This is a genomic window from Sphingomonas sp. S-NIH.Pt3_0716 (genome assembly GCF_003950715.1).
Lineage (GTDB): Bacteria > Pseudomonadota > Alphaproteobacteria > Sphingomonadales > Sphingomonadaceae > Sphingobium > Sphingobium yanoikuyae_A.
In genome coordinates this window covers 1-16721 of sequence record NZ_QLJK01000010.1, presented here as the reverse complement: position 1 = coordinate 16721, position 16721 = coordinate 1, and the positions used below count along the sequence as shown (strand labels likewise).

Annotated in this window: 21 protein-coding genes and 1 tRNA gene; 16 read left to right on the top strand and 6 right to left on the bottom strand. The window is 64.4% G+C overall.

Annotated elements, in window-relative coordinates; all coding sequences use genetic code 11:
- Nucleotides 1–101: 101 nt before the first annotated feature.
- A complete protein-coding gene (locus BRX37_RS09930) occupies nucleotides 102–569 on the top strand; it encodes an Hsp20 family protein (RefSeq protein ID WP_010337347.1) in 468 nt (155 codons plus the stop codon).
- Nucleotides 570–633: 64 nt separating this feature from the next.
- On the opposite strand, the gene BRX37_RS09925 is transcribed toward BRX37_RS09930, so the two are convergent.
- Nucleotides 634–819 (bottom strand): hypothetical protein, encoded by a 186-nt coding sequence (locus BRX37_RS09925; protein WP_125986656.1) that lies wholly within the window; start codon nucleotides 817–819, stop codon nucleotides 634–636.
- Nucleotides 820–921: 102 nt separating this feature from the next.
- On the opposite strand from BRX37_RS09925, the gene rpiB reads away from it, so the two are divergent.
- From rpiB to BRX37_RS09905, 4 genes are all read left to right on the top strand, one after another.
- Nucleotides 922–1359, top strand: coding sequence for a ribose 5-phosphate isomerase B (rpiB, locus tag BRX37_RS09920; RefSeq protein ID WP_017501826.1), 438 nt, complete (start codon nucleotides 922–924; stop codon nucleotides 1357–1359).
- A gap of 11 nt (nucleotides 1360–1370) precedes the next feature.
- On the top strand, nucleotides 1371–2702 hold the full coding sequence (gene glyA, locus BRX37_RS09915; protein ID WP_010337344.1) for a serine hydroxymethyltransferase: 1332 nt from the start codon (nucleotides 1371–1373) through the stop codon (nucleotides 2700–2702).
- Nucleotides 2703–2708: 6 nt separating this feature from the next.
- Nucleotides 2709–3170, top strand: coding sequence for a transcriptional regulator NrdR (gene nrdR, locus BRX37_RS09910; protein ID WP_010337343.1), 462 nt, complete (start codon nucleotides 2709–2711; stop codon nucleotides 3168–3170).
- A 63-nt stretch (nucleotides 3171–3233) separates the two neighbouring features.
- Nucleotides 3234–4322, top strand: a complete 1089-nt coding sequence (locus BRX37_RS09905; RefSeq protein ID WP_125986654.1) for a TrmJ/YjtD family RNA methyltransferase — start codon at nucleotides 3234–3236, stop codon at nucleotides 4320–4322.
- Here BRX37_RS09905 and BRX37_RS09900 read toward each other — a convergent pair.
- The gene (locus BRX37_RS09900; protein ID WP_037516695.1) at nucleotides 4319–4615 is read right to left on the bottom strand and encodes a chorismate mutase; all 297 of its coding nucleotides are present in this window, start codon (nucleotides 4613–4615) and stop codon (nucleotides 4319–4321) included. The two genes, BRX37_RS09905 and BRX37_RS09900, sit on opposite strands and share 4 nt — an antisense overlap.
- A 256-nt stretch (nucleotides 4616–4871) precedes the next feature.
- Here BRX37_RS09900 and rpsD point away from each other — a divergent pair, with 256 nt between their 5' ends.
- The 5 genes from rpsD to BRX37_RS09875 all read left to right on the top strand — a co-directional run bounded on the left by rpsD (nucleotide 4872) and on the right by BRX37_RS09875 (nucleotide 9290).
- On the top strand, nucleotides 4872–5486 hold the full coding sequence (rpsD, locus tag BRX37_RS09895) for a 30S ribosomal protein S4 (protein ID WP_004211980.1): 615 nt from the start codon (nucleotides 4872–4874) through the stop codon (nucleotides 5484–5486).
- A gap of 136 nt (nucleotides 5487–5622) precedes the next feature.
- On the top strand, nucleotides 5623–7296 hold the full coding sequence (locus tag BRX37_RS09890; RefSeq protein ID WP_125986652.1) for a M28 family peptidase: 1674 nt from the start codon (nucleotides 5623–5625) through the stop codon (nucleotides 7294–7296).
- Nucleotides 7297–7368: 72 nt separating this feature from the next.
- On the top strand, nucleotides 7369–7713 hold the full coding sequence (locus tag BRX37_RS09885) for a hypothetical protein (protein ID WP_125986650.1): 345 nt from the start codon (nucleotides 7369–7371) through the stop codon (nucleotides 7711–7713).
- Entirely contained in the window at nucleotides 7713–8849 is a 1137-nt protein-coding gene (locus BRX37_RS09880; protein WP_125986648.1) for a glutathionylspermidine synthase family protein, read from the top strand. The genes BRX37_RS09885 and BRX37_RS09880 overlap by 1 nt, the downstream gene beginning before the upstream one ends.
- 60 nt (nucleotides 8850–8909) lie before the next feature.
- A complete protein-coding gene (locus tag BRX37_RS09875) occupies nucleotides 8910–9290 on the top strand; it encodes a hypothetical protein (protein ID WP_125986646.1) in 381 nt (126 codons plus the stop codon).
- A 307-nt stretch (nucleotides 9291–9597) separates the two neighbouring features.
- Here the strand turns inward: BRX37_RS09875 and BRX37_RS09870 are convergent, their stop codons facing one another.
- Entirely contained in the window at nucleotides 9598–10050 is a 453-nt protein-coding gene (locus BRX37_RS09870) for a DUF6265 family protein (protein WP_125986644.1), read from the bottom strand.
- 101 nt (nucleotides 10051–10151) lie between these two features.
- Between BRX37_RS09870 and BRX37_RS09865 the strand changes: the two genes are divergently transcribed.
- The 4 genes from BRX37_RS09865 (at nucleotide 10152) to BRX37_RS09850 (ending at nucleotide 12838) form a co-directional block, all read left to right on the top strand.
- Entirely contained in the window at nucleotides 10152–11141 is a 990-nt protein-coding gene (locus tag BRX37_RS09865) for an agmatine deiminase family protein (protein WP_125986642.1), read from the top strand.
- An 89-nt stretch (nucleotides 11142–11230) separates the two neighbouring features.
- The gene (locus BRX37_RS09860) at nucleotides 11231–11563 is read left to right on the top strand and encodes a DUF2501 domain-containing protein (protein WP_069337833.1); all 333 of its coding nucleotides are present in this window, start codon (nucleotides 11231–11233) and stop codon (nucleotides 11561–11563) included.
- A 68-nt stretch (nucleotides 11564–11631) separates the two neighbouring features.
- A complete protein-coding gene (aguB, locus tag BRX37_RS09855) occupies nucleotides 11632–12480 on the top strand; it encodes an N-carbamoylputrescine amidase (protein ID WP_125986640.1) in 849 nt (282 codons plus the stop codon).
- Between the two features lie 31 nt (nucleotides 12481–12511).
- Nucleotides 12512–12838, top strand: coding sequence for a YnfA family protein (locus tag BRX37_RS09850; RefSeq protein ID WP_037516667.1), 327 nt, complete (start codon nucleotides 12512–12514; stop codon nucleotides 12836–12838).
- Here the strand turns inward: BRX37_RS09850 and BRX37_RS09845 are convergent.
- A complete protein-coding gene (locus tag BRX37_RS09845) occupies nucleotides 12835–13500 on the bottom strand; it encodes a uracil-DNA glycosylase (RefSeq protein ID WP_125986638.1) in 666 nt (221 codons plus the stop codon). The two genes, BRX37_RS09850 and BRX37_RS09845, sit on opposite strands and share 4 nt — an antisense overlap.
- Nucleotides 13501–13523: 23 nt before the next feature.
- Between BRX37_RS09845 and folK the strand changes: the two genes are divergently transcribed.
- Nucleotides 13524–14033, top strand: coding sequence for a 2-amino-4-hydroxy-6-hydroxymethyldihydropteridine diphosphokinase (gene folK, locus BRX37_RS09840; protein ID WP_125986636.1), 510 nt, complete (start codon nucleotides 13524–13526; stop codon nucleotides 14031–14033).
- 41 nt (nucleotides 14034–14074) lie between these two features.
- Nucleotides 14075–14150, top strand: a tRNA-Lys gene (locus BRX37_RS09835).
- A gap of 305 nt (nucleotides 14151–14455) precedes the next feature.
- Here the strand turns inward: BRX37_RS09835 and BRX37_RS09830 are convergent.
- A complete protein-coding gene (locus BRX37_RS09830; RefSeq protein ID WP_318276655.1) occupies nucleotides 14456–16123 on the bottom strand; it encodes a TonB-dependent receptor domain-containing protein in 1668 nt (555 codons plus the stop codon).
- Nucleotides 16120–16721: transposase (locus BRX37_RS09825; RefSeq protein WP_206434143.1), on the bottom strand; the 602-nt coding region annotated here is incomplete at its 5' end. The genes BRX37_RS09830 and BRX37_RS09825, both read right to left, overlap by 4 nt.

Below are 16721 nucleotides of genomic sequence, written 5' to 3'. Positions count from 1 at the left end.
ACCATATCAATCCCGTCCGGCCGCCACATGGGGCCGGGCGCAAGCATAGGCCGGACGCCGAAGACCGGGTCCGGCAGGATCATTTTGCTCTGTTGGAGATTATGAGCATGCGTGGTTTCGACCTTACCCCCTATCGCCGCTCGACCGTCGGCTTCGATCGTCTGTTCGACCTGATCGAGAATAATGCCCGTCTGGCGCAGGGCGACAATTACCCGCCCTTCAACATCGAACGCCTGGCCGAGGACCGCTATCGCGTCACCCTGGCCGTCGCCGGCTTCCGTCCCGAGGAAATCGACATCACCGCCCAGCAGAATCTGCTCCAGGTGATCGGCCGCAAGGATGAGACCAACGCCGACCGTTCCAAGTTCCTGCATGTCGGCATCGCCAATCGCAGCTTCGAACGCCGCTTCGAACTGGCCGATTTCGTCCGCGTCGAAAAGGCGGACCTGGCCGACGGCCTGCTGGTGATTGAACTGGTGCGCGAAGTGCCCGAAGCGATGAAGCCCAAGAAGATCGCCGTGAATGGCGGCCATCTGGTCGACATCAACAAGGATCGCGACGCCGCCTGATCCGGCCATCCGAAACAAGCACAGGGCGCGACCGCAAGGTTGCGCCCTTCTTGCTGCCCGCCGTTCAGCGAACCTGTTGCGGCGGCGGCATCGGTATCGCGCTGATCGCGACATTGCCGAACATCACCAGCCCCGCGACGATCATCAGCGCCCCGCGCTTGCGGTCGCCGCGCTTCACGATCGCGTAAATTCCCCCGCCGGTCAGCAGGATACCCGCCAGCATCAATATCGAAAGGATCATGCCCGCCATGGGCCAGTCCATAGGCGCCTAGCTGGACTGTGGCAATTGGCGGCCCATGCCCCTATGAGGCGCGCAGAAACGAATCACCCCAAGCCGCAGGGGAACGCACCCATGAAAATCGCCATCGCTTCCGATCATGCCGCCGTCGACCTGAAGGCCGAACTTGCGCAATGGTTGCGCGACGAGGGCCATGAGGTCGCCGACCTCGGCCCGGCCACCGCCGACCGCGTCGATTATCCCGATTTTGGTTACAAGCTCGCGACCGCCGTCGCATCGGGCGAAGCGGAACGCGGCATCGCGCTCTGCGGTTCGGGCATCGGCATCTCGATCGCCGTCAATCGCAACCCGGCCTGCCGCTGCGCCCTGGTCGGCGAACCGCTGTCGGCCGCGCTGTCGCGCGAGCATAATGACGCCAACGTCCTGGCCATGGGTGCGCGCCTGACCGGCGTCGACATGGCCAAGGCCTGCGTCACCGCCTTCCTCACCACCGAGTTCGGCGGTGGCCGCCATGCCGGCCGCGTCGAGAAACTGTCCCAGCCCGCGCTCTGAAAGGACTTGAGATGAGCACCGAAACCCTCACCCAGCCCAACCTGTCCGACATTCGTTCGGAAGGCTATTTCACCGCAGGCCTGGCCGCTGCCGATCCGGCCGTGTTCGCCGGCGTCGCCCAGGAACTGAAGCGCGAGCAGACCCAGATCGAGCTGATCGCGTCGGAAAATATCGTGTCGCAGGCCGTGCTCGAAGCGCAGGGCAGCGTCTTCACCAACAAGTACGCCGAAGGCTATCCGGGCAAGCGCTATTATCAGGGCTGCGCCCCGTCGGACGTGGTGGAACAGCTCGCCATCGACCGCGCGAAGGAGCTGTTCGGCTGCCAGTTCGCCAACGTCCAGCCCCATTCGGGCGCGCAGGCCAATGGCGGCGTCATGCTGGCGCTGGTCAAGCCCGGCGAAACCATCATGGGCCTGTCGCTCGACGCTGGTGGTCACCTGACCCACGGTTCCAAGCCCAGCATGTCGGGCAAGTGGTTCAACGCCGTGCAATATGGCGTGCGCGAAGACACCCATCTGATCGACTATGACGATGTCGAGCGTCAGGCGATCGAATGCCAGCCCAAGCTGATCATCGCCGGCGGCAGTGCCTATCCGCGCCAGATCGACTTCGCCCGCTTCCGCGCGATCGCGGACAAGGTCGGCGCGCTGTTCATGGTCGACATGGCCCACTTCGCCGGTCTGGTCGCCGGTGGCGCCCATCCCTCGCCCTTCGGCCACGCCCATGTCGTGACCACCACCACGCACAAGACGCTGCGTGGCCCGCGTGGCGGCATGATCATGACCGATGACGAGGCAATCGCGAAGAAGATCAACTCGGCGATCTTCCCCGGCCTTCAGGGCGGCCCGCTGATGCACGTGATCGCCGCCAAGGCTGTCGCTTTCGGCGAAGCGCTGCAGCCCGAATTCAAGACCTATGCCCAGGCGATCGTCACCAATGCGAAGGCACTGGCCGGCAAGCTGGAGCAGCGCGGCCTGGCCGTGGTCTCGGGCGGCACCGACACCCACCTCGCCCTTATCGACCTGCGCCCCTATGGCATTTCGGGCAAGGATGCGGACGAGGCGCTGGAGCGCAGCTTCATCACCTGCAACAAGAATGGCGTGCCGGGCGATCCGCTGCCGCCGACCAAGACCAGCGGCATCCGCGTCGGTTCGCCGGCCGGCACCACCCGCGGCTTCGGCGTCGCCGAGTTCGAGGATATCGGTGACATGATCGCCGACGTTCTGGAAGGGCTGCGCGACAGCCAGGCTTCTGGGGGCGAACATGGCGATGCCGCCGTCGAAGCCAGCGTCCGCGAGCGTGTCGCCGCGCTCTGCGCCCGCTTCCCCATCTATCAGGGGTAAGCCCGCTTGCGCTGCCCTTTCTGCGCCCATGAGGACAGCCAGGTGAAGGACAGCCGGCCGACGGAGGATGGCAATGCCATTCGCCGTCGCCGGCAGTGCGAAGCCTGCGGCGCGCGCTTCACCACCTTCGAGCGCATCCAGCTGCGCGACATCTGGGTGGTGAAGAGCGAAGGCCGCAAGGAAGCGTTCGAGCGCGACAAGCTGGCCCGCTCCATCGGCATCGCCTGCCGCAAGCGGCCGATCGACCCGAGCCGGATCGAGAAGCTGATTTCAGGCATCCAGCGCCAGCTGGAAACCAGCGGCGAAAGCGAGATCCCGGCGCGATCGATCGGCGAAATGGTGATGGAGGGGCTCAAACGCCTCGACAGCGTCGCCTATATCCGCTTCGCCAGCGTCTATAAGGACTTCACCGACGCCCGCGATTTCGAGGATTTTGCGAGCACGGTGAAGGAGGTGGGGAGTGAGTAAAATCACTCTCGCCCGCAGGACCAGGGTCCGTTCGGTTCGAGCCTGTCGAGAACCGCGCGCGCAATGAGTTTCTGGGTCTATATCCTGCGCTGCTCCGACGGGAGCTATTATACCGGTCACACCGATGACCTGGAGCGCCGGATAGCCCAGCATCAAAGCGGCGCCATTGCCGGTTACACGCACGACCGACGTCCGGTCGAATTGGTTTTCAGCGAGACATTCCCCGATCGGATCGACGCCCTTGAGCGTGAACATCAGATCAAGGATTGGTCCCGCAAGAAGAAGGAAGCCCTGATAAGGGGAGATTGGAAAGCGGTCTCGGATGCTGCACGTTCTCGACCACGGGTCTCGACTTCGCTCGACCCTGGCTCGAACCGAACGGAAGCGGAGGCGGCTCAGCCCCTACTCAGGACGAACGGAAATATGACTGACACCTCCCCCCTCCCCCCCGTCATCGTCCTGGTTCGCCCGCAACTGGGCGAGAATATCGGCAAGGCGGCGCGGGCGATGCTGAATTTCGGGCTGACCGAGATGCGGCTTGTTTCCCCGCGCGACGGCTGGCCCAATCCCGATGCCGGCCCGGCGGCGGCGGGCGCGGACTTCATCCTGGACAAGGCGCAGGTCTATGAGACGCTGGCCGATGCGGTCGCCGACTGCGCCCATGTCTATGCCACCACCGTGCGCAAGCGCGGCGTCACCAAGCCGGTGGTCACGCCCGAGGAGGCGGCGCAGGAAATCCATGCCGCACAGGGCCGCTGCGCCTATGTGTTCGGGCCGGAACGCTCCGGGCTGGAGACCGAGGATGTCGCGCTCGCCCGCAAGATCCTGACCGTGCCGATCAACCCGGAATTCGGATCGCTGAACCTCGCCCAGGCGGTGATCCTGTGCGCCTATGAATGGTCCAAGCAGGCCAATCTGGCGCAACCGACCGTGACCGAGCTGGGCGAGCCCGCGCCGCAGGAGGAGCTGGAAGGCATGATCCTGCAGCTCAACACGCTGCTGGAGAAGGTCGGCTATTTCTTCCCGCCCGACCGCGCGCCCGCAACCAAGCTGACGCTGCGCAACCTGCTGACCAAGCCGGGCTGGAACCATCTGGAGGTGCGCACGCTCCGCGGCGTGCTGTCGCACCTCAACCGACCGCGCGAGCGTTAACCCCGCGTGCGGTCATACTCGGCCATTTCATAGGCGATCGAGGCTTCGACCAGCTGCTCCCACAGCTCCGCGATCACGTCGCCGGGCGCACCCAGCCGCTCGGCCTCCGCGCGGGCATTGTCGATCACCTGGCGCTTGCGCGCCTCGTCGCGCACGGCGCTGCGATCCGGCTTGATGCGGGCGGCGGCGCGCATATGGGCGAAACGCTGGTCAAGCAGGGCGACGAGCTGGCGGTCGAGGGCGTCGACACCGGCGCGCACCTCGATCATGCTGGTATAGTCTTCGGGCTTCATGGCCGCCGGATTAGGCCGCGCTCCGCCGGCTGTCGAGGCCCCAGTGGCGACAGATGTCTGGGCTTGACATAATATCCGACCTTCTCCATAGGCGCGCCTTCGCGATTGGCCCCGCATCCCGGTGAAGCGGCGGCCCTGTCCCTGAAATATGGAAACAGGCGATGACCGGGAAGCCTTCGCCCTCCGCAATGCGCGGACCTCGGTTCATCGGATCCGGAGGGCGGATAACGTAGTATGCAGTTGTAAGGAATTAGGTATGTCGAAGCGCTCTAGCGCCAAGTACAAGCTCGACCGTCGCATGGGCGAGAACATCTGGGGTCGTCCGAAGAGCCCGGTCAACAAGCGCGAATATGGCCCCGGTCAGCACGGCCAGCGCCGCAAGGGCAAGATGTCGGACTACGGCATCCAGCTGCGCGCCAAGCAGAAGCTCAAGGGCTATTACGGCGACATCACCGAGAAGCAGTTCAAGAAGAACTATTTCGAAGCCAGCCGCATGAAGGGCGACACCGGCCAGAACCTGATCGGTCTGCTGGAGCGCCGTCTGGACGCCGTCGTGTACCGCGCCAAGTTCGCGCCGACCATCTTCTCGGCCCGTCAGATCGTTTCGCACGGCCACATCTATGTGAACGGCGTGAAGTGCAACATCGCCTCGCGTCTGGTGAAGCCGGGCGACGAAATCACCCTGGGCAAGAAGGCGCAGGAAATGGCGCTGGTTCTCGAAGCGCAGAGCCTGCCCGAGCGTGATATCCCCGACTATGTCGCCCCCGACGGCGCCACCAAGGTCACCTATGTCCGCGTTCCGACGCTGGACGAAGTGCCCTACCCGGTGAAGATGGAACCGAATCTGGTCGTCGAATTCTATTCGCGCTAATCGGTCCTTCCGGACAGAATTTGGAAAAGGGCGGCCCCGCAAGGGACCGCCCTTTTTCTTTACCTTGTAACAATCTTGCCTTGCCCCCGGCGCGATGGCATCACCCCGCCATCCTATCCAACCAAGGGTCATTTCCATGCGCAGCTCCGTCGCGGCGATCGCCGCCGTTCTCGCCCTTTCCGCTCCCGCCCTGACGCCCGCCGTCGCGCTGGCCGCCCCGGCCGCCAAGAGCGACGCCGCCCCCTCGATCGACACGATGAAGCGGCTGGTGAAGGAGCTTTCGTCCGACGCCTATGAAGGCCGCGCGCCCGGCACCGTGGGCGAGGAAAAGACGCTAGCGCTGTTGACCGCCGAGTTCGAGAAGCTGGGACTCAAGCCCGGCAACAAGGGCAGCTGGTTCCAGGACGTGCCGCTGGTCGAGATCACCGCCAAGAATGTCTCGGCGCTGAGCTTCACCGGCGGCAAGGCGCCCATCACTGCCGCCTATGGCCCGGAAATGGTGATCGGTACCTATCGCACCACCCAGCCCCGGATCGAGGTAAAGGACAGCCCGGTGGTGTTCGTCGGCTATGGCATAAACGCCCCGGAAAAGGGCTGGAACGACTATGCCGGCCTGGACGTGAAGGGCAAGACGGTGCTGATTCTGGTCAATGACCCGGATTATCAGACGCCGGGCCTGACCGGTCCGTTCAATGGCCGCGCCATGACCTATTATGGCCGCTGGACCTACAAGTTCGAGGAAGCCGCGCGCCAGGGTGCCGCCGCCGCGATCATCATCCATGACACCGAGCCGGCCGCCTATGGCTGGAACGTCGTCCAGTCGAGCTGGACCGGGTCGCAGCATGTCGCGGACAATCCGGGCGGCAATGCCGACCAGTCGGCCGCGATCGGCTGGATCCAGAAGGACAAGGCCGCCGCCCTGTTCGCCGACGCCGGCCTCAACCTCGACCAGCAGATGGCCGCCGCCAAGCAGAAGGGTTTCAAGGCCGTGCCGCTGGGCGCGATCAAGGCCAATGTCTCATTCGACAATGACCTGCGCAAGCATGCGTCGAAGAATGTCGTCGCCCTGCTGCCCGGCAAGACCCGCCCCGACGAATATGTGCTCTACAGCGCCCATTGGGACCATCTGGGCCATTGCCAGGCCGCGCCCGACGGCGACGATGTCTGCAACGGCGCGGTCGACAATGCCACCGGCACCGCCGCGCTGGTCGCCCTGGCCCAGGCCAATGTGAAGGCCGGCCCGTCCGACCGCAGCCAGGTGTTCCTGGCCGTCACCGGCGAGGAATCGGGCCTGCTGGGTTCGGCCTATTATGGCAACAATCCGGTCTTCCCGTTCAGCAAGACCGTCGGCGGCGTCAACATGGATGCCTTGAGCGTCGCGGGCCTCGCCAAGAATGTCGTCGTCATCGGCAAGGGCAAGTCGCAGCTCGACGCCTATCTCGACCGGGCACTGGGGGCGCAGGGCCGCGTCGCGACGCTCGAACCGACCCCGGAAAAGGGCTATTATTATCGTTCCGACCATTTCAGCTTCGCCAAGCACGGCCTGCCGATGCTCTATTTCGAGGGCGGCGAGGATCTGGTGAAGGGCGGCACTGCCGCCGGCATGGCCGCGGCGGAGGATTATACCGAGCATCGCTACCACGGTCCCAAGGACGAATATGATCCCAATTGGGACTGGACCGGCGTCGCCGCCGACCTGAAGCTCTATTATGATGTCGGCCGCGCGCTCGCGAATACGACCGACTGGCCCAACTGGGTCGACGGCGACGAATTCCGCGCCATCCGCGACAAGGACCGCGCGGGCAAATAAGCATCGTCAAGGCCGGCGACAGCATGGGGACGCTGTCGCCGGCCTTTCATCTTCGGGGCTATAAGGGGGATCATGACCCAGAAATTCGACCGGCGCATGTTGCCGATCACATCGGCCATGGCGGCGGCCCTGCTCGCCACCGGCTGCTCGCGCAGTCCTGACACGGCCGACCGCGACGTGCGTGTGTGCCGCGATGCGCAGGGACGCCGGGTCGAGGACCGCAATTGCAGCTGGGGCGGCAGCGGCGGCGGCCATGGCTGGTATTATCTGGGCCGGGGCAGCGCAGTCGCGCGCGTGGGCGAACGGGTCGGTGGCGGGTCGATCGCCCCCTCCTATGGCCATAGCTACAGCCCGGCATCCTCGGCCAATGTGACGCGCGGCGGCCTTGGCCTGTCGGGGCGCAGCGGCCACAGCTGATGGAACGGATCGCCTGCACGCAGCGCCCGCACTGGCAGGCCCGGGTCGAGCATCTGGGCCTGGTCTGGCATGGCGCCGATGCCCAGCCCTATTGGGATGAAAGCGCCTGCTATCGCTTCAGCCCGGACGAGATCGCGGAGATCGAGCTGGCTACCGCCGAACTCTATCGCCTGTTCCTCGCCGCCGGCCAGCATGTGCTGGATCAGGATCTGCTCGGCAGCTTCGGCATTCCCGATTTCTGTCATCAGGCGATCCGCGAGGCATGGGACGGGGAGCCGGCCGCGCTCAACTATGGCCGCTTTGATCTCGGCTATAACGGCGCCGGGCCGCCCAAATTGTTCGAATTCAACTGCGACACGCCGACCAGTCTGCTGGAAGCATCGGTGATCCAGTGGGACTGGAAGGAGGCCCTCTTTCCCGCCGCCGACCAGTTTAACAGCCTGCACGAGCGACTAGTCGACCGCTGGCGCGCCATCGCCCCGCCGCGTGGCACGTCGATGCTGCACCTCACCTATGTCGACGGCAATATGGGCGAGGATGCGGTGACCGTCGCCTATATGGCCGACACGGCGCGCGAAGCGGGGATCGACACCCAGTTGATCCAGACCCAGCAACTGGGCTGGGACCACGCCCGCCGCCGCTTCGTCGATCTCGACAATCGACCGATCGACGCCCTGTTCCACCTCTATCCGTGGGAATGGATCGTCCATGAACCTTTTGGCCGGGAAGTGGTGGAAAGCCTGTCCTCCACCCTGTGGATCGAGCCGATCTGGAAGATGATCTGGAGCAATAAGGCGATCCTGCCGATCCTGTGGGATCTGTTCCCCGGCCACCCCAATTTGCTGGAGGCCAGCCGCGTGGCCATGACCGGCGACCATGTGGTGAAACCGCTGCTGTCGCGCGAGGGCGCCAATATCCGCCTCGTCCAAGATGGCGAAACGGTTGCCCAGAGCGGCGGCGACTATGGCGAGGAAGGCTTCATCTACCAGCGGCTCTATACCCTGCCCGGTGCAGGCGACCGGCGGCCGGTGCTCGGCAGCTGGGTGGTGGATGGCGACCCCGCCGGCATGGGCATTCGCGAGGATGGGCCGATCACCGGCAATGCCGCGCGCTTCGTGCCGCACATCATCGGCTGAAGGTTCAGCGCGGGTTCAGCGCTTGGGGCTGACCTTGCCCCGTCCTGTAGGAGCAACGCCATGCGCATATCCCTTGCCCTGCCCAGCCTGTTTCTGACCGCCTTCGCGCTGCCGGCCGCGCTGCCCGCGCAAATCGCGCCCAAGACAGAGCCGACCGCACCGCCCGGCCCGGTCAATGTCCGGGTCGAGCCTCGCCCTTCGGGCGACTATGAACTGGACCGGGCGCGCGAGGACATAAGCGACGGTCGCAAGAGCGGCACGCTCAGCAAGAAACAGGCGCGCGCGCTCCGCCGCGAGGCCGACCGCGCCGACGCCCAGGCCGATCGCAGCGCCCGCGATGGCCTCAGCTATTCAGAACAGCGCGAAATCGACATGCAAGGCCGCGCTCTCCAGAGCCTGACCGAAGCCCAGCGCAGCCAGCCGGGCGGAAAACGGCCTTAAAGTCTGAGGTGGGCGCATAGGCGCCAACCTGCCTTTCATCCCGTCATGCCAGCGAAGGCTGGCATCTCTCTTTTCTTTCAAACCCATCGTTAAAAGAAGTGAGATGCCAGCCTCCGCTGGCATGACGGACCTGGGTGGGAGCAAGACATAGCCCCTCCCTTCCAGGGAGGGGTTGGGGTGGGTTGCGAGCGTAGCGAGCTTCTGCCCTATCGACCGTAGACCGCCGCTACGCGGCGCACCCACCCCCGACCCCTCCCTGGAAGGGAGGGGAGTAGGAAACTTCCGCTTCTGGTCACAACTTCCCCCCTCACTGGCCCGCCGGGGCGTAGGTCCAGTTCTGGGCGTTGCTGCCGTCCATCATCGCGGTTTCGGCCATCAGCAGGCGGCCTTCGCGCCAGTAGCGGATGCGCTGGGGATAATCATGGTCGGGATTGGCGAAGCTGATGTCGCGCACGCCCTGTTCCAGCACGGGGAAGATCGTCTCCTTGCCGCCCTCCCGCGCCGCATGCAGCGTCAGCGTTCCGTCCGCCGCGCGCACGATCCGCATCACCTCCCAGCTTTGCAGGCTTTCGCCCCGCCCGCTGCGCCCCATGCCGATCATCACCCCGCCGCGCGGCAGCGACCAGAGTTCCTCGGTCCAGCGGTCGCCCCGTTCCTGCTGCCATTCGCCGGTCAGCCATTCGGGCAGGTCCGCCGCCTGCGCCAGCGGCGCCGCGCCCAGCATCAGCGCCGCCAGCATGATCGATACGCTCTTCTTCACCCGCTACACCCTCTGTCCAGACCCGCGACCCTGCGCTATGGAGCGCGCAACATCTCTCCCGCTATCTCGGACCGGCCAGCGCGCCGGGCAAGGACAAATCTATGACTTTTCGCATGCCTGCCGAATGGGCGCCGCACGACTGGACCTGGATCGGCTTCCCGACCAACCCGGAAGAATGGCCCGGCGCCTTTGACGGCGCGCGTCGCCAGATCGCCGATTTCGCCAGTGCGCTCCATGCCGATGGCAAGGGCGAGGAGGTGCGGCTGGTCGTCGCCAATGAGGCGGATGCCGACGCTGCGCGTGCGCTGGTCGCGCCGGGCGTCACCATCGCCGTCCATAATCTGGGCGACGTGTGGCTGCGCGACACCGCGCCGATCGCCGTGCTGAACGGCGCTGGAGACCGCGCATTGGTCGATTTCGGTTTCAACGGCTGGGGCGGCAAATATCAGATGCCCGGTGACGAGGATATCGGCGCGCGCCTGGCCGCGACCACCGGCATGACGACCTCCACCCAGAATTGGGTGTTCGAGGGCGGCGCGATCGACACCGACGGCACCGGCCTGTTCGTGACGACCGAGCAATGCCTGCTCAACCCCAATCGCAACCCGGACCTCGATCGCGGCAAGATCGAGACGCTGCTGGCCGGCGCGCTCGGCCTGTCCGACATGCTATGGCTGGGCGATGGCCTGCTCAACGACCATACCGACGGCCATGTCGACAATCTCGCCCGCTTCGTCGCGCCGGGCAAGCTGGCGCTGCCGATCGCGACCACCCCGGACGATCCCAACACCGCCATCTATGCCGACGCCCGCGCCCGCGCCAAGGCGCATGGCGTCGACGTGGTCGACATCCCCTCGCCCGGCCTGGTGCTGGTGGATGGCGAGGCGATCCCGGCCAGCTACATGAATTTCTATGTCGGCAATGCCGCCGTCATCGTCCCCATCTATGGCCAGCCCAATGATCAGGCAGCGCTCGACGCCTTCGCACCCTTCTTTCCGGGCCGTCAGATCATCGGCCTGCGCAGCGACGCGATCCTTTCGGGCGGCGGCAGCTTCCATTGCTGCAGCCAGCAAATGCCCTCGCTGGTCTAAGGGTTAGTCCCCCGTTGCGGGGATGCGCATGCGGGCGCAATTTCCGGGCCGGGCGACGCAGCATCGCCCGGCTTCAGGAGCATTGCCCCATGTTTCGTCCGATCCTTGCCACTTCACTGATCCTGCTGGGCGCGAGCGCCGGCACCGCCCAATTGCCCAGCATCATCGGCATGGGCGCCGACAATGCCGCCGGCGTGCTGGGCTATTGCGTCAAGAACCGGCTCGTTGATGCGACCAGCGCCAATGCCGTGCTGGACAAACTGAACAAGAAACCGGGCGTGAAGGGCTCGGGCGCCTTCAAGTCCGGCGAGACCGGCATCATCCATGCCGGCAAGAAGGACATTTCGCTCGACAGCCTGAAGGGCGATGCCAAGGGCAAGATGTGCTCCATGGTGCTCAAGCAATCGGCTTCCCTGCTATAGGCGCTTCCCGGTAGCGCGACGGCGCCATAGCCCCTATATCGCGCGGCGAACCCATCATGGAGTGATGCATGACCCGCGTGACCGTCGCCGCCCTGCAGCTCGCCTTTTCGGACGACATGGCCGACAATATCGCCATGGTCGCCGATCATGTGACCAAGGCCGCCGCCCGCGGCGCGAAGATCATCCTGCCGCCCGAACTGTTCGAGGGCCATTATTTCTGCCGGGTCGAGGACGAAGCCCTGTTCGACCGCGCCCAGCCGACCGACCAACACCCCGCCGTACAGGAAATGCGCAAGCTGGCCAAGGATCTGGGCGTCTATATCCCGACCAGCTATTTCGAGCGGGACGGCCATCATTATTACAACTCGCTCGCCATGATCGATGATGCAGGAGAGATCATGGGCGTCTATCGCAAGAGCCACATCCCCGACGGTCCAGGCTATGAGGAAAAATATTATTTCCGCCCCGGCAATACCGGCTTCAAGGTGTGGCCAACCAAATATGGCACCGTGGGCGTCGGCATCTGCTGGGACCAATGGTATCCCGAAACCGCGCGCTGCATGGCGCTGATGGGCGCGGAAATGCTGTTCTACCCGACCGCGATCGGCTCCGAACCCTATGATGCGGAGCTGGACACCAGCCGGATGTGGCGCCGCGCGATGATCGGCCATGCGGTCAGCAACTGCATGCCGGTGATCGCCGCCAACCGCATCGGCGAGGAAGAGGGCCAGAAATTCTATGGCCACAGCTTCATCAGCGACGAATGGGGCGATTTCCTCGCGGAGTCCGACGCCAGGGACAATGGCGCGCTGGTCGCCACACTGGACCTTGCCAAGGCGAAGATCCACCGCGCTGGCATGGGCTTCTTCCGTGATCGCCGCCCCGAACTCTACGGCCGCATCGCGCAGGATATCTGATGGGACGCTGCAATCCGGTCCGGGTCGGCTGATGCAGTCGATCCTGGTCTATATCGCCGCCGCTCTGGCCGAGATCGCCGGCTGCTTCGCCTTCTGGGCGTGGCTGCGGATGGACAAGTCGATGCTGTGGCTGATCCCCGGCACGGGGTCGCTGCTGCTCTTCGCCTGGCTGCTGACCCTGGTCGATGCGGCGGCGGCTGGCCGCGCCTATGCGGCCTATGGCGGCGTCTATATCAGCTCGGCGCTGCTCTGGCTCTGGCTGGTGGAGGGCGTGCGGCCGGACCGCTGGGACATGGCCGGCGTGGCGCTCAGCCTGGTCGGCGCGGGCATCATCCTGTTCGGCCCGCACCGCGCCTAATTGGCGGACGTCAGCCCCGCCAGTTCCACCGCCCGCGCGAACACCGCCTCGAACATCTCCGCCGTCAGCCGGTTGGTATTCTGATTGTAGCGCGAACAATGATAGCTATCGATCAGCATCCGCCCGTCGGGCATGCGATGCTCCGCCCCATGGGCAAAGCGCGCCTTGGGCAACTTGCCACCAAGCACCTTCACCGCCGACTGATGGGCAATCTCGCCCAGCGCGACGAAGGTCCGCGCGCGCAGCAGTTGCGCCACGCCATCGGCCAGGAAGGGGCGACAGGCATGGACTTCGGCCGGCACCGGCTTGTTCTGCGGCGGCAGGCAGCGGACCGAATTGATGATGATCGCGTCGCGTAGTTCCAGCCCGTCATCGACCCGCGCCTCATAATTGCCTTGCGCCAGGCCGAACTTCTTGAGCGTCGCGAAAAACAGCTCGCCCGCGACATCGCCGGTGAAGGGCCGACCCGTGCGGTTTGCCCCCTGCTTGCCCGGCGCCAGGCCGATGATGCCGATCCGCGCCATCGGGTCCCCAAAGGCGGGCACCGGCGCGTTCCACCAGTCGGGATGTTCCGCTCGGCATTCCTCGCGCAGCGCGACAAGACGGGGGCAGAGCGGACAGTCGCGGGGCGGTTCACTTGATAAGGGGCTTTGCAGGATCATGGCGCTCAGATAGGCGCTGCACCATGCCGGACACAAGCCGCCACCTTTATGCCCTCTCGATCGGGTCGAACCGGCCGCTCTCGGCTCGGCTGACGCCGCCGCGCCTGCTGGCCGAGGCGGTGCGCCGGATCGGCGCGCTGGGCGATGTCCTTGCCCTGTCCCCGACGATCGAGACGCCGCCGCTCGGCCCGTCGCGCCGCCGCTTCGCCAATGCCGCGCTGCTGGTCGCCAGCGCCCTGCCCCCGCCCGCCATGCTGGCCGCGTTGCAGGGCATCGAGGCCGGGCTTGGCCGCCGCCGCTTCCAGCGCTGGGGCGCGCGCCGGCTCGACATCGACATCATCCTCTGGTCGGGCGGGCATTGGCGCAGCCGCGATCTTCTGATCCCCCACCCCACCTTTGCCCAGCGCGACTTCGTCCTGCGCCCGCTCAGCGCCATCGCGCCCGACTGGAAATGCCCGCCTTCCGGGCAGAGCGTGCGGCATCTCCATGCGCTTTTGCGAAAAGCATCCTATCATCGTGCCACAAGAGGTTGACCAGCCGCCCGCACGCCACTAGTGCGAGCGGTCTCGACAGGGGGTCCATAGCTCAGTCGGTAGAGCAACTGACTTTTAATCAGTAGGTCGCTGGTTCGAACCCAGCTGGACTCACCACCCCAGACATCGCGATAGCAAGCAATCCCGGCGTATCCGCGCCCGATCAATATCGCGCGCGCATCATTTCTGCGCACGGCGCACAACTGTCGTGCCGACAAACGGCAGGACAGGACGCCCCCGGATGATATCGAGCGGTTGACGCGCTCGCTGCCAAGATTCGGGGCGCACACCGCGGTTTTCAAAAGCGGGCGCGTCACCTTTCCCATGCCCTGACCATCCCTCATTGCGCCTACCCGCAAAGCAAAACGCGGCCCCGGAACAAGCCCGGAACCGCGTCTTTGCCTTTCCCCAAGGGAATGGGATCAGAACTTGCCCTGAACGCCGACGAAGAAGCGCTGACCGGGATAGGCCATCTCCACCGGCATATCGCTGTTGATATAGAGTTTGGTGGATTCCTTGGTCAGGTTCTGCGCTTCCAGGAAGACACTGAAATGATATTGCGGGAAGCGCAGCGTGATCTTGCCGTCCAGATAGCCTTCACCCCTGCGATAGAGCGGGTTATTGCCGTTATTGGCATCAATCACCGTCTGCATCCACTTGGAGCGATAATTGTAGCTCAGGCGGAAATTGAGCCAATCCTTGTCGTAGAAGAAGCTGGCATTATAAGTATATTTCGACATGCCGGGATATTCTTTGAGTTCCGCCCCGGTCGCACTGTTGGTGAGGTTGGTCCGCAACGCCCGCGAATAGCTGAAATTCGCGCTAGCCCCGAAACCATCGAACGGCTTGGGCAGGAAGGTGAAGGCAGTCTGCGCATTCGCCTCGATGCCGTCGAGCAGCGCACCAAAGCCATTGACCGGCTGGCGCACCGTATAGCTGGAGCCGTCGTTGAACAGGTCCACGCCGCTGCGGGTCACATTGGGAATGACGAAGCTGGATTCATATTTCTTCCAATAGCCCAGGCTCAGCATCGTGTCGGCGTTGGGATACCAGGCCAGGTTCACTTCCCACTGGTCGGCCCGATAGGGCTTGAGCGCCGGATTACCCGCTGTGCAGGTATCGTCCGTGCCCGTGATGGTGATGTCATCCAAACAATTGATGTTCGGCACCAGGTCGGTCGGGCGCGGTCGCGCCAAATTCTTGGCCCAGTTGGCCCGCAGGAACAGGTCGCGCGCCAGTTCCAGATTGGCGTTGAAGGCCGGCATGATGTCCGTGTAACTGTTGCTGATCGTCACCGATTGCGCCGCCAGCACGACCGTTTCCGTGCCGCCGGTCGGGGTGAAGCGGGTCACACGGCTGACATTGGTGCCGGTCCCTTCATCCTTGGTATGCATCCAGCGCACGCCGGCATTGCCGGTCAGGCGCATGCCGAAAATCTGGGTATCGATATCCGCCATGACATAACCCGCCAGCACGGTTTCGTCGATCTTGGCGCTGGGCACCTGCGGGAAACCATCGGCGAAGCGGACCAGATCATGATCGAAGCCCGAAAGATCGTAGAATTTCCCCAGTTCCTCGGCATCGAAATTGGGGAAGGCGAGCCCCGTGGGCAGGCCAGCCGGCGCGCCCTTCAGGCCGGAAAAGAGCGGCGCGCCACCCGTGGTGCCGCCAATCGCGCCGATCAGCGCGGTATATTGGGCGGGCGTCATATACCAGGTATTGCCGTTGCGCGCCTGGGTCGGATTGGCGACGATATTGGTGGTGTAGGAAACATTCGCCGACGACTGATAGGTCATGCTCGTGGGATCGAGCAGTACCGAACCACCCCCCTGATAGTTCAGGAATTTTTGTTTGCGCCCCTGGGCACCAAATTCAATCTTGCTGACGATCGGGTGATCGATTTCCCAATCGACGTCGATCTTGAACTGATCTTCGGTATTGTTGAACTCGCCCGGACGATATTGCAGGCCGGGGCCGTAGACGGGCAGCACCTGGCCATTGGCGCCGGTGCGGGTGAAGTCGGCATAGACCGCCGGATCGGCGGGGTCGAAATTGGGCTCTGAATCACTTTTGCTGCTGGTGATGGTCATACGCCGACCACGCGAGCGCGCAGCAGGTCCAGCTTCGCTCGACCATACATCTGTCGTTTTATCAGCTTGAGGCGAGTGATTTGGCCCTCGGTCTGCCCATTTGACCACGGTGAAATGATCGCGTTGCGTACCGCAGTCAGGTCCTTTTCTACACCGTTGACAAAGGAAGCGACAAGGCTGTCCTTGGCCAGCTCGATCCACCCATCAAGTTTCGCGGCTGACTTTGATCTGATCATCGATTGGAAGTCGCCGATTGCTTTGCGTGCCGTCACCAACTCAGGGACACAGTTCTCGATGACGGCAACGAGGATGGCATCTGATTTGCCCAATCCATCCTGAGCGGAGGTCATCAGGCGCGCCAGAACCCGCGCCGAGGGTGTGCGCATAAGGCCGCTTTGGCCGGCCTTTTCAGCGAGGCGGCGCCGTTGAGCCCATTGCGAGACGATCCCTCGCTGTCCAACAAAACCTTCTGCACGCATCTCACGCCAGAGCGCCAAGGCGTTGCGGGATCCGGTATCCCAGCGCTCGTTCAGCCACGGCAACCAACTGTCCAGAGCGCTTGGCCGAGTACGAAAGACGTCTAGGCGCTGTCCGCGTA

Coding starts and splice junctions, on each gene's coding strand:
- BRX37_RS09900 (WP_037516695.1), bottom strand. CDS start 4,615: ATGAAGCCCGAAGACTATACCAGCATGATCGAGGTGCGCGCCGGTGTC.
- BRX37_RS09890 (WP_125986652.1), top strand. CDS start 5,623: ATGCGCAGCTCCGTCGCGGCGATCGCCGCCGTTCTCGCCCTTTCCGCT.
- aguB (WP_125986640.1), top strand. CDS start 11,632: ATGACCCGCGTGACCGTCGCCGCCCTGCAGCTCGCCTTTTCGGACGAC.
- BRX37_RS09845 (WP_125986638.1), bottom strand. CDS start 13,500: ATGATCCTGCAAAGCCCCTTATCAAGTGAACCGCCCCGCGACTGTCCG.
- BRX37_RS09830 (WP_318276655.1), bottom strand. CDS start 16,123: ATGACCATCACCAGCAGCAAAAGTGATTCAGAGCCCAATTTCGACCCC.
- BRX37_RS09850 (WP_037516667.1), top strand. CDS start 12,512: ATGCAGTCGATCCTGGTCTATATCGCCGCCGCTCTGGCCGAGATCGCC.
- rpiB (WP_017501826.1), top strand. CDS start 922: ATGAAAATCGCCATCGCTTCCGATCATGCCGCCGTCGACCTGAAGGCC.
- BRX37_RS09875 (WP_125986646.1), top strand. CDS start 8,910: ATGCGCATATCCCTTGCCCTGCCCAGCCTGTTTCTGACCGCCTTCGCG.
- BRX37_RS09885 (WP_125986650.1), top strand. CDS start 7,369: ATGACCCAGAAATTCGACCGGCGCATGTTGCCGATCACATCGGCCATG.
- folK (WP_125986636.1), top strand. CDS start 13,524: ATGCCGGACACAAGCCGCCACCTTTATGCCCTCTCGATCGGGTCGAAC.
- BRX37_RS09925 (WP_125986656.1), bottom strand. CDS start 819: ATGGCGGGCATGATCCTTTCGATATTGATGCTGGCGGGTATCCTGCTG.
- glyA (WP_010337344.1), top strand. CDS start 1,371: ATGAGCACCGAAACCCTCACCCAGCCCAACCTGTCCGACATTCGTTCG.
- BRX37_RS09880 (WP_125986648.1), top strand. CDS start 7,713: ATGGAACGGATCGCCTGCACGCAGCGCCCGCACTGGCAGGCCCGGGTC.
- BRX37_RS09860 (WP_069337833.1), top strand. CDS start 11,231: ATGTTTCGTCCGATCCTTGCCACTTCACTGATCCTGCTGGGCGCGAGC.
- rpsD (WP_004211980.1), top strand. CDS start 4,872: ATGTCGAAGCGCTCTAGCGCCAAGTACAAGCTCGACCGTCGCATGGGC.
- BRX37_RS09930 (WP_010337347.1), top strand. CDS start 102: ATGAGCATGCGTGGTTTCGACCTTACCCCCTATCGCCGCTCGACCGTC.
- BRX37_RS09905 (WP_125986654.1), top strand. CDS start 3,234: ATGAGTTTCTGGGTCTATATCCTGCGCTGCTCCGACGGGAGCTATTAT.
- BRX37_RS09865 (WP_125986642.1), top strand. CDS start 10,152: ATGACTTTTCGCATGCCTGCCGAATGGGCGCCGCACGACTGGACCTGG.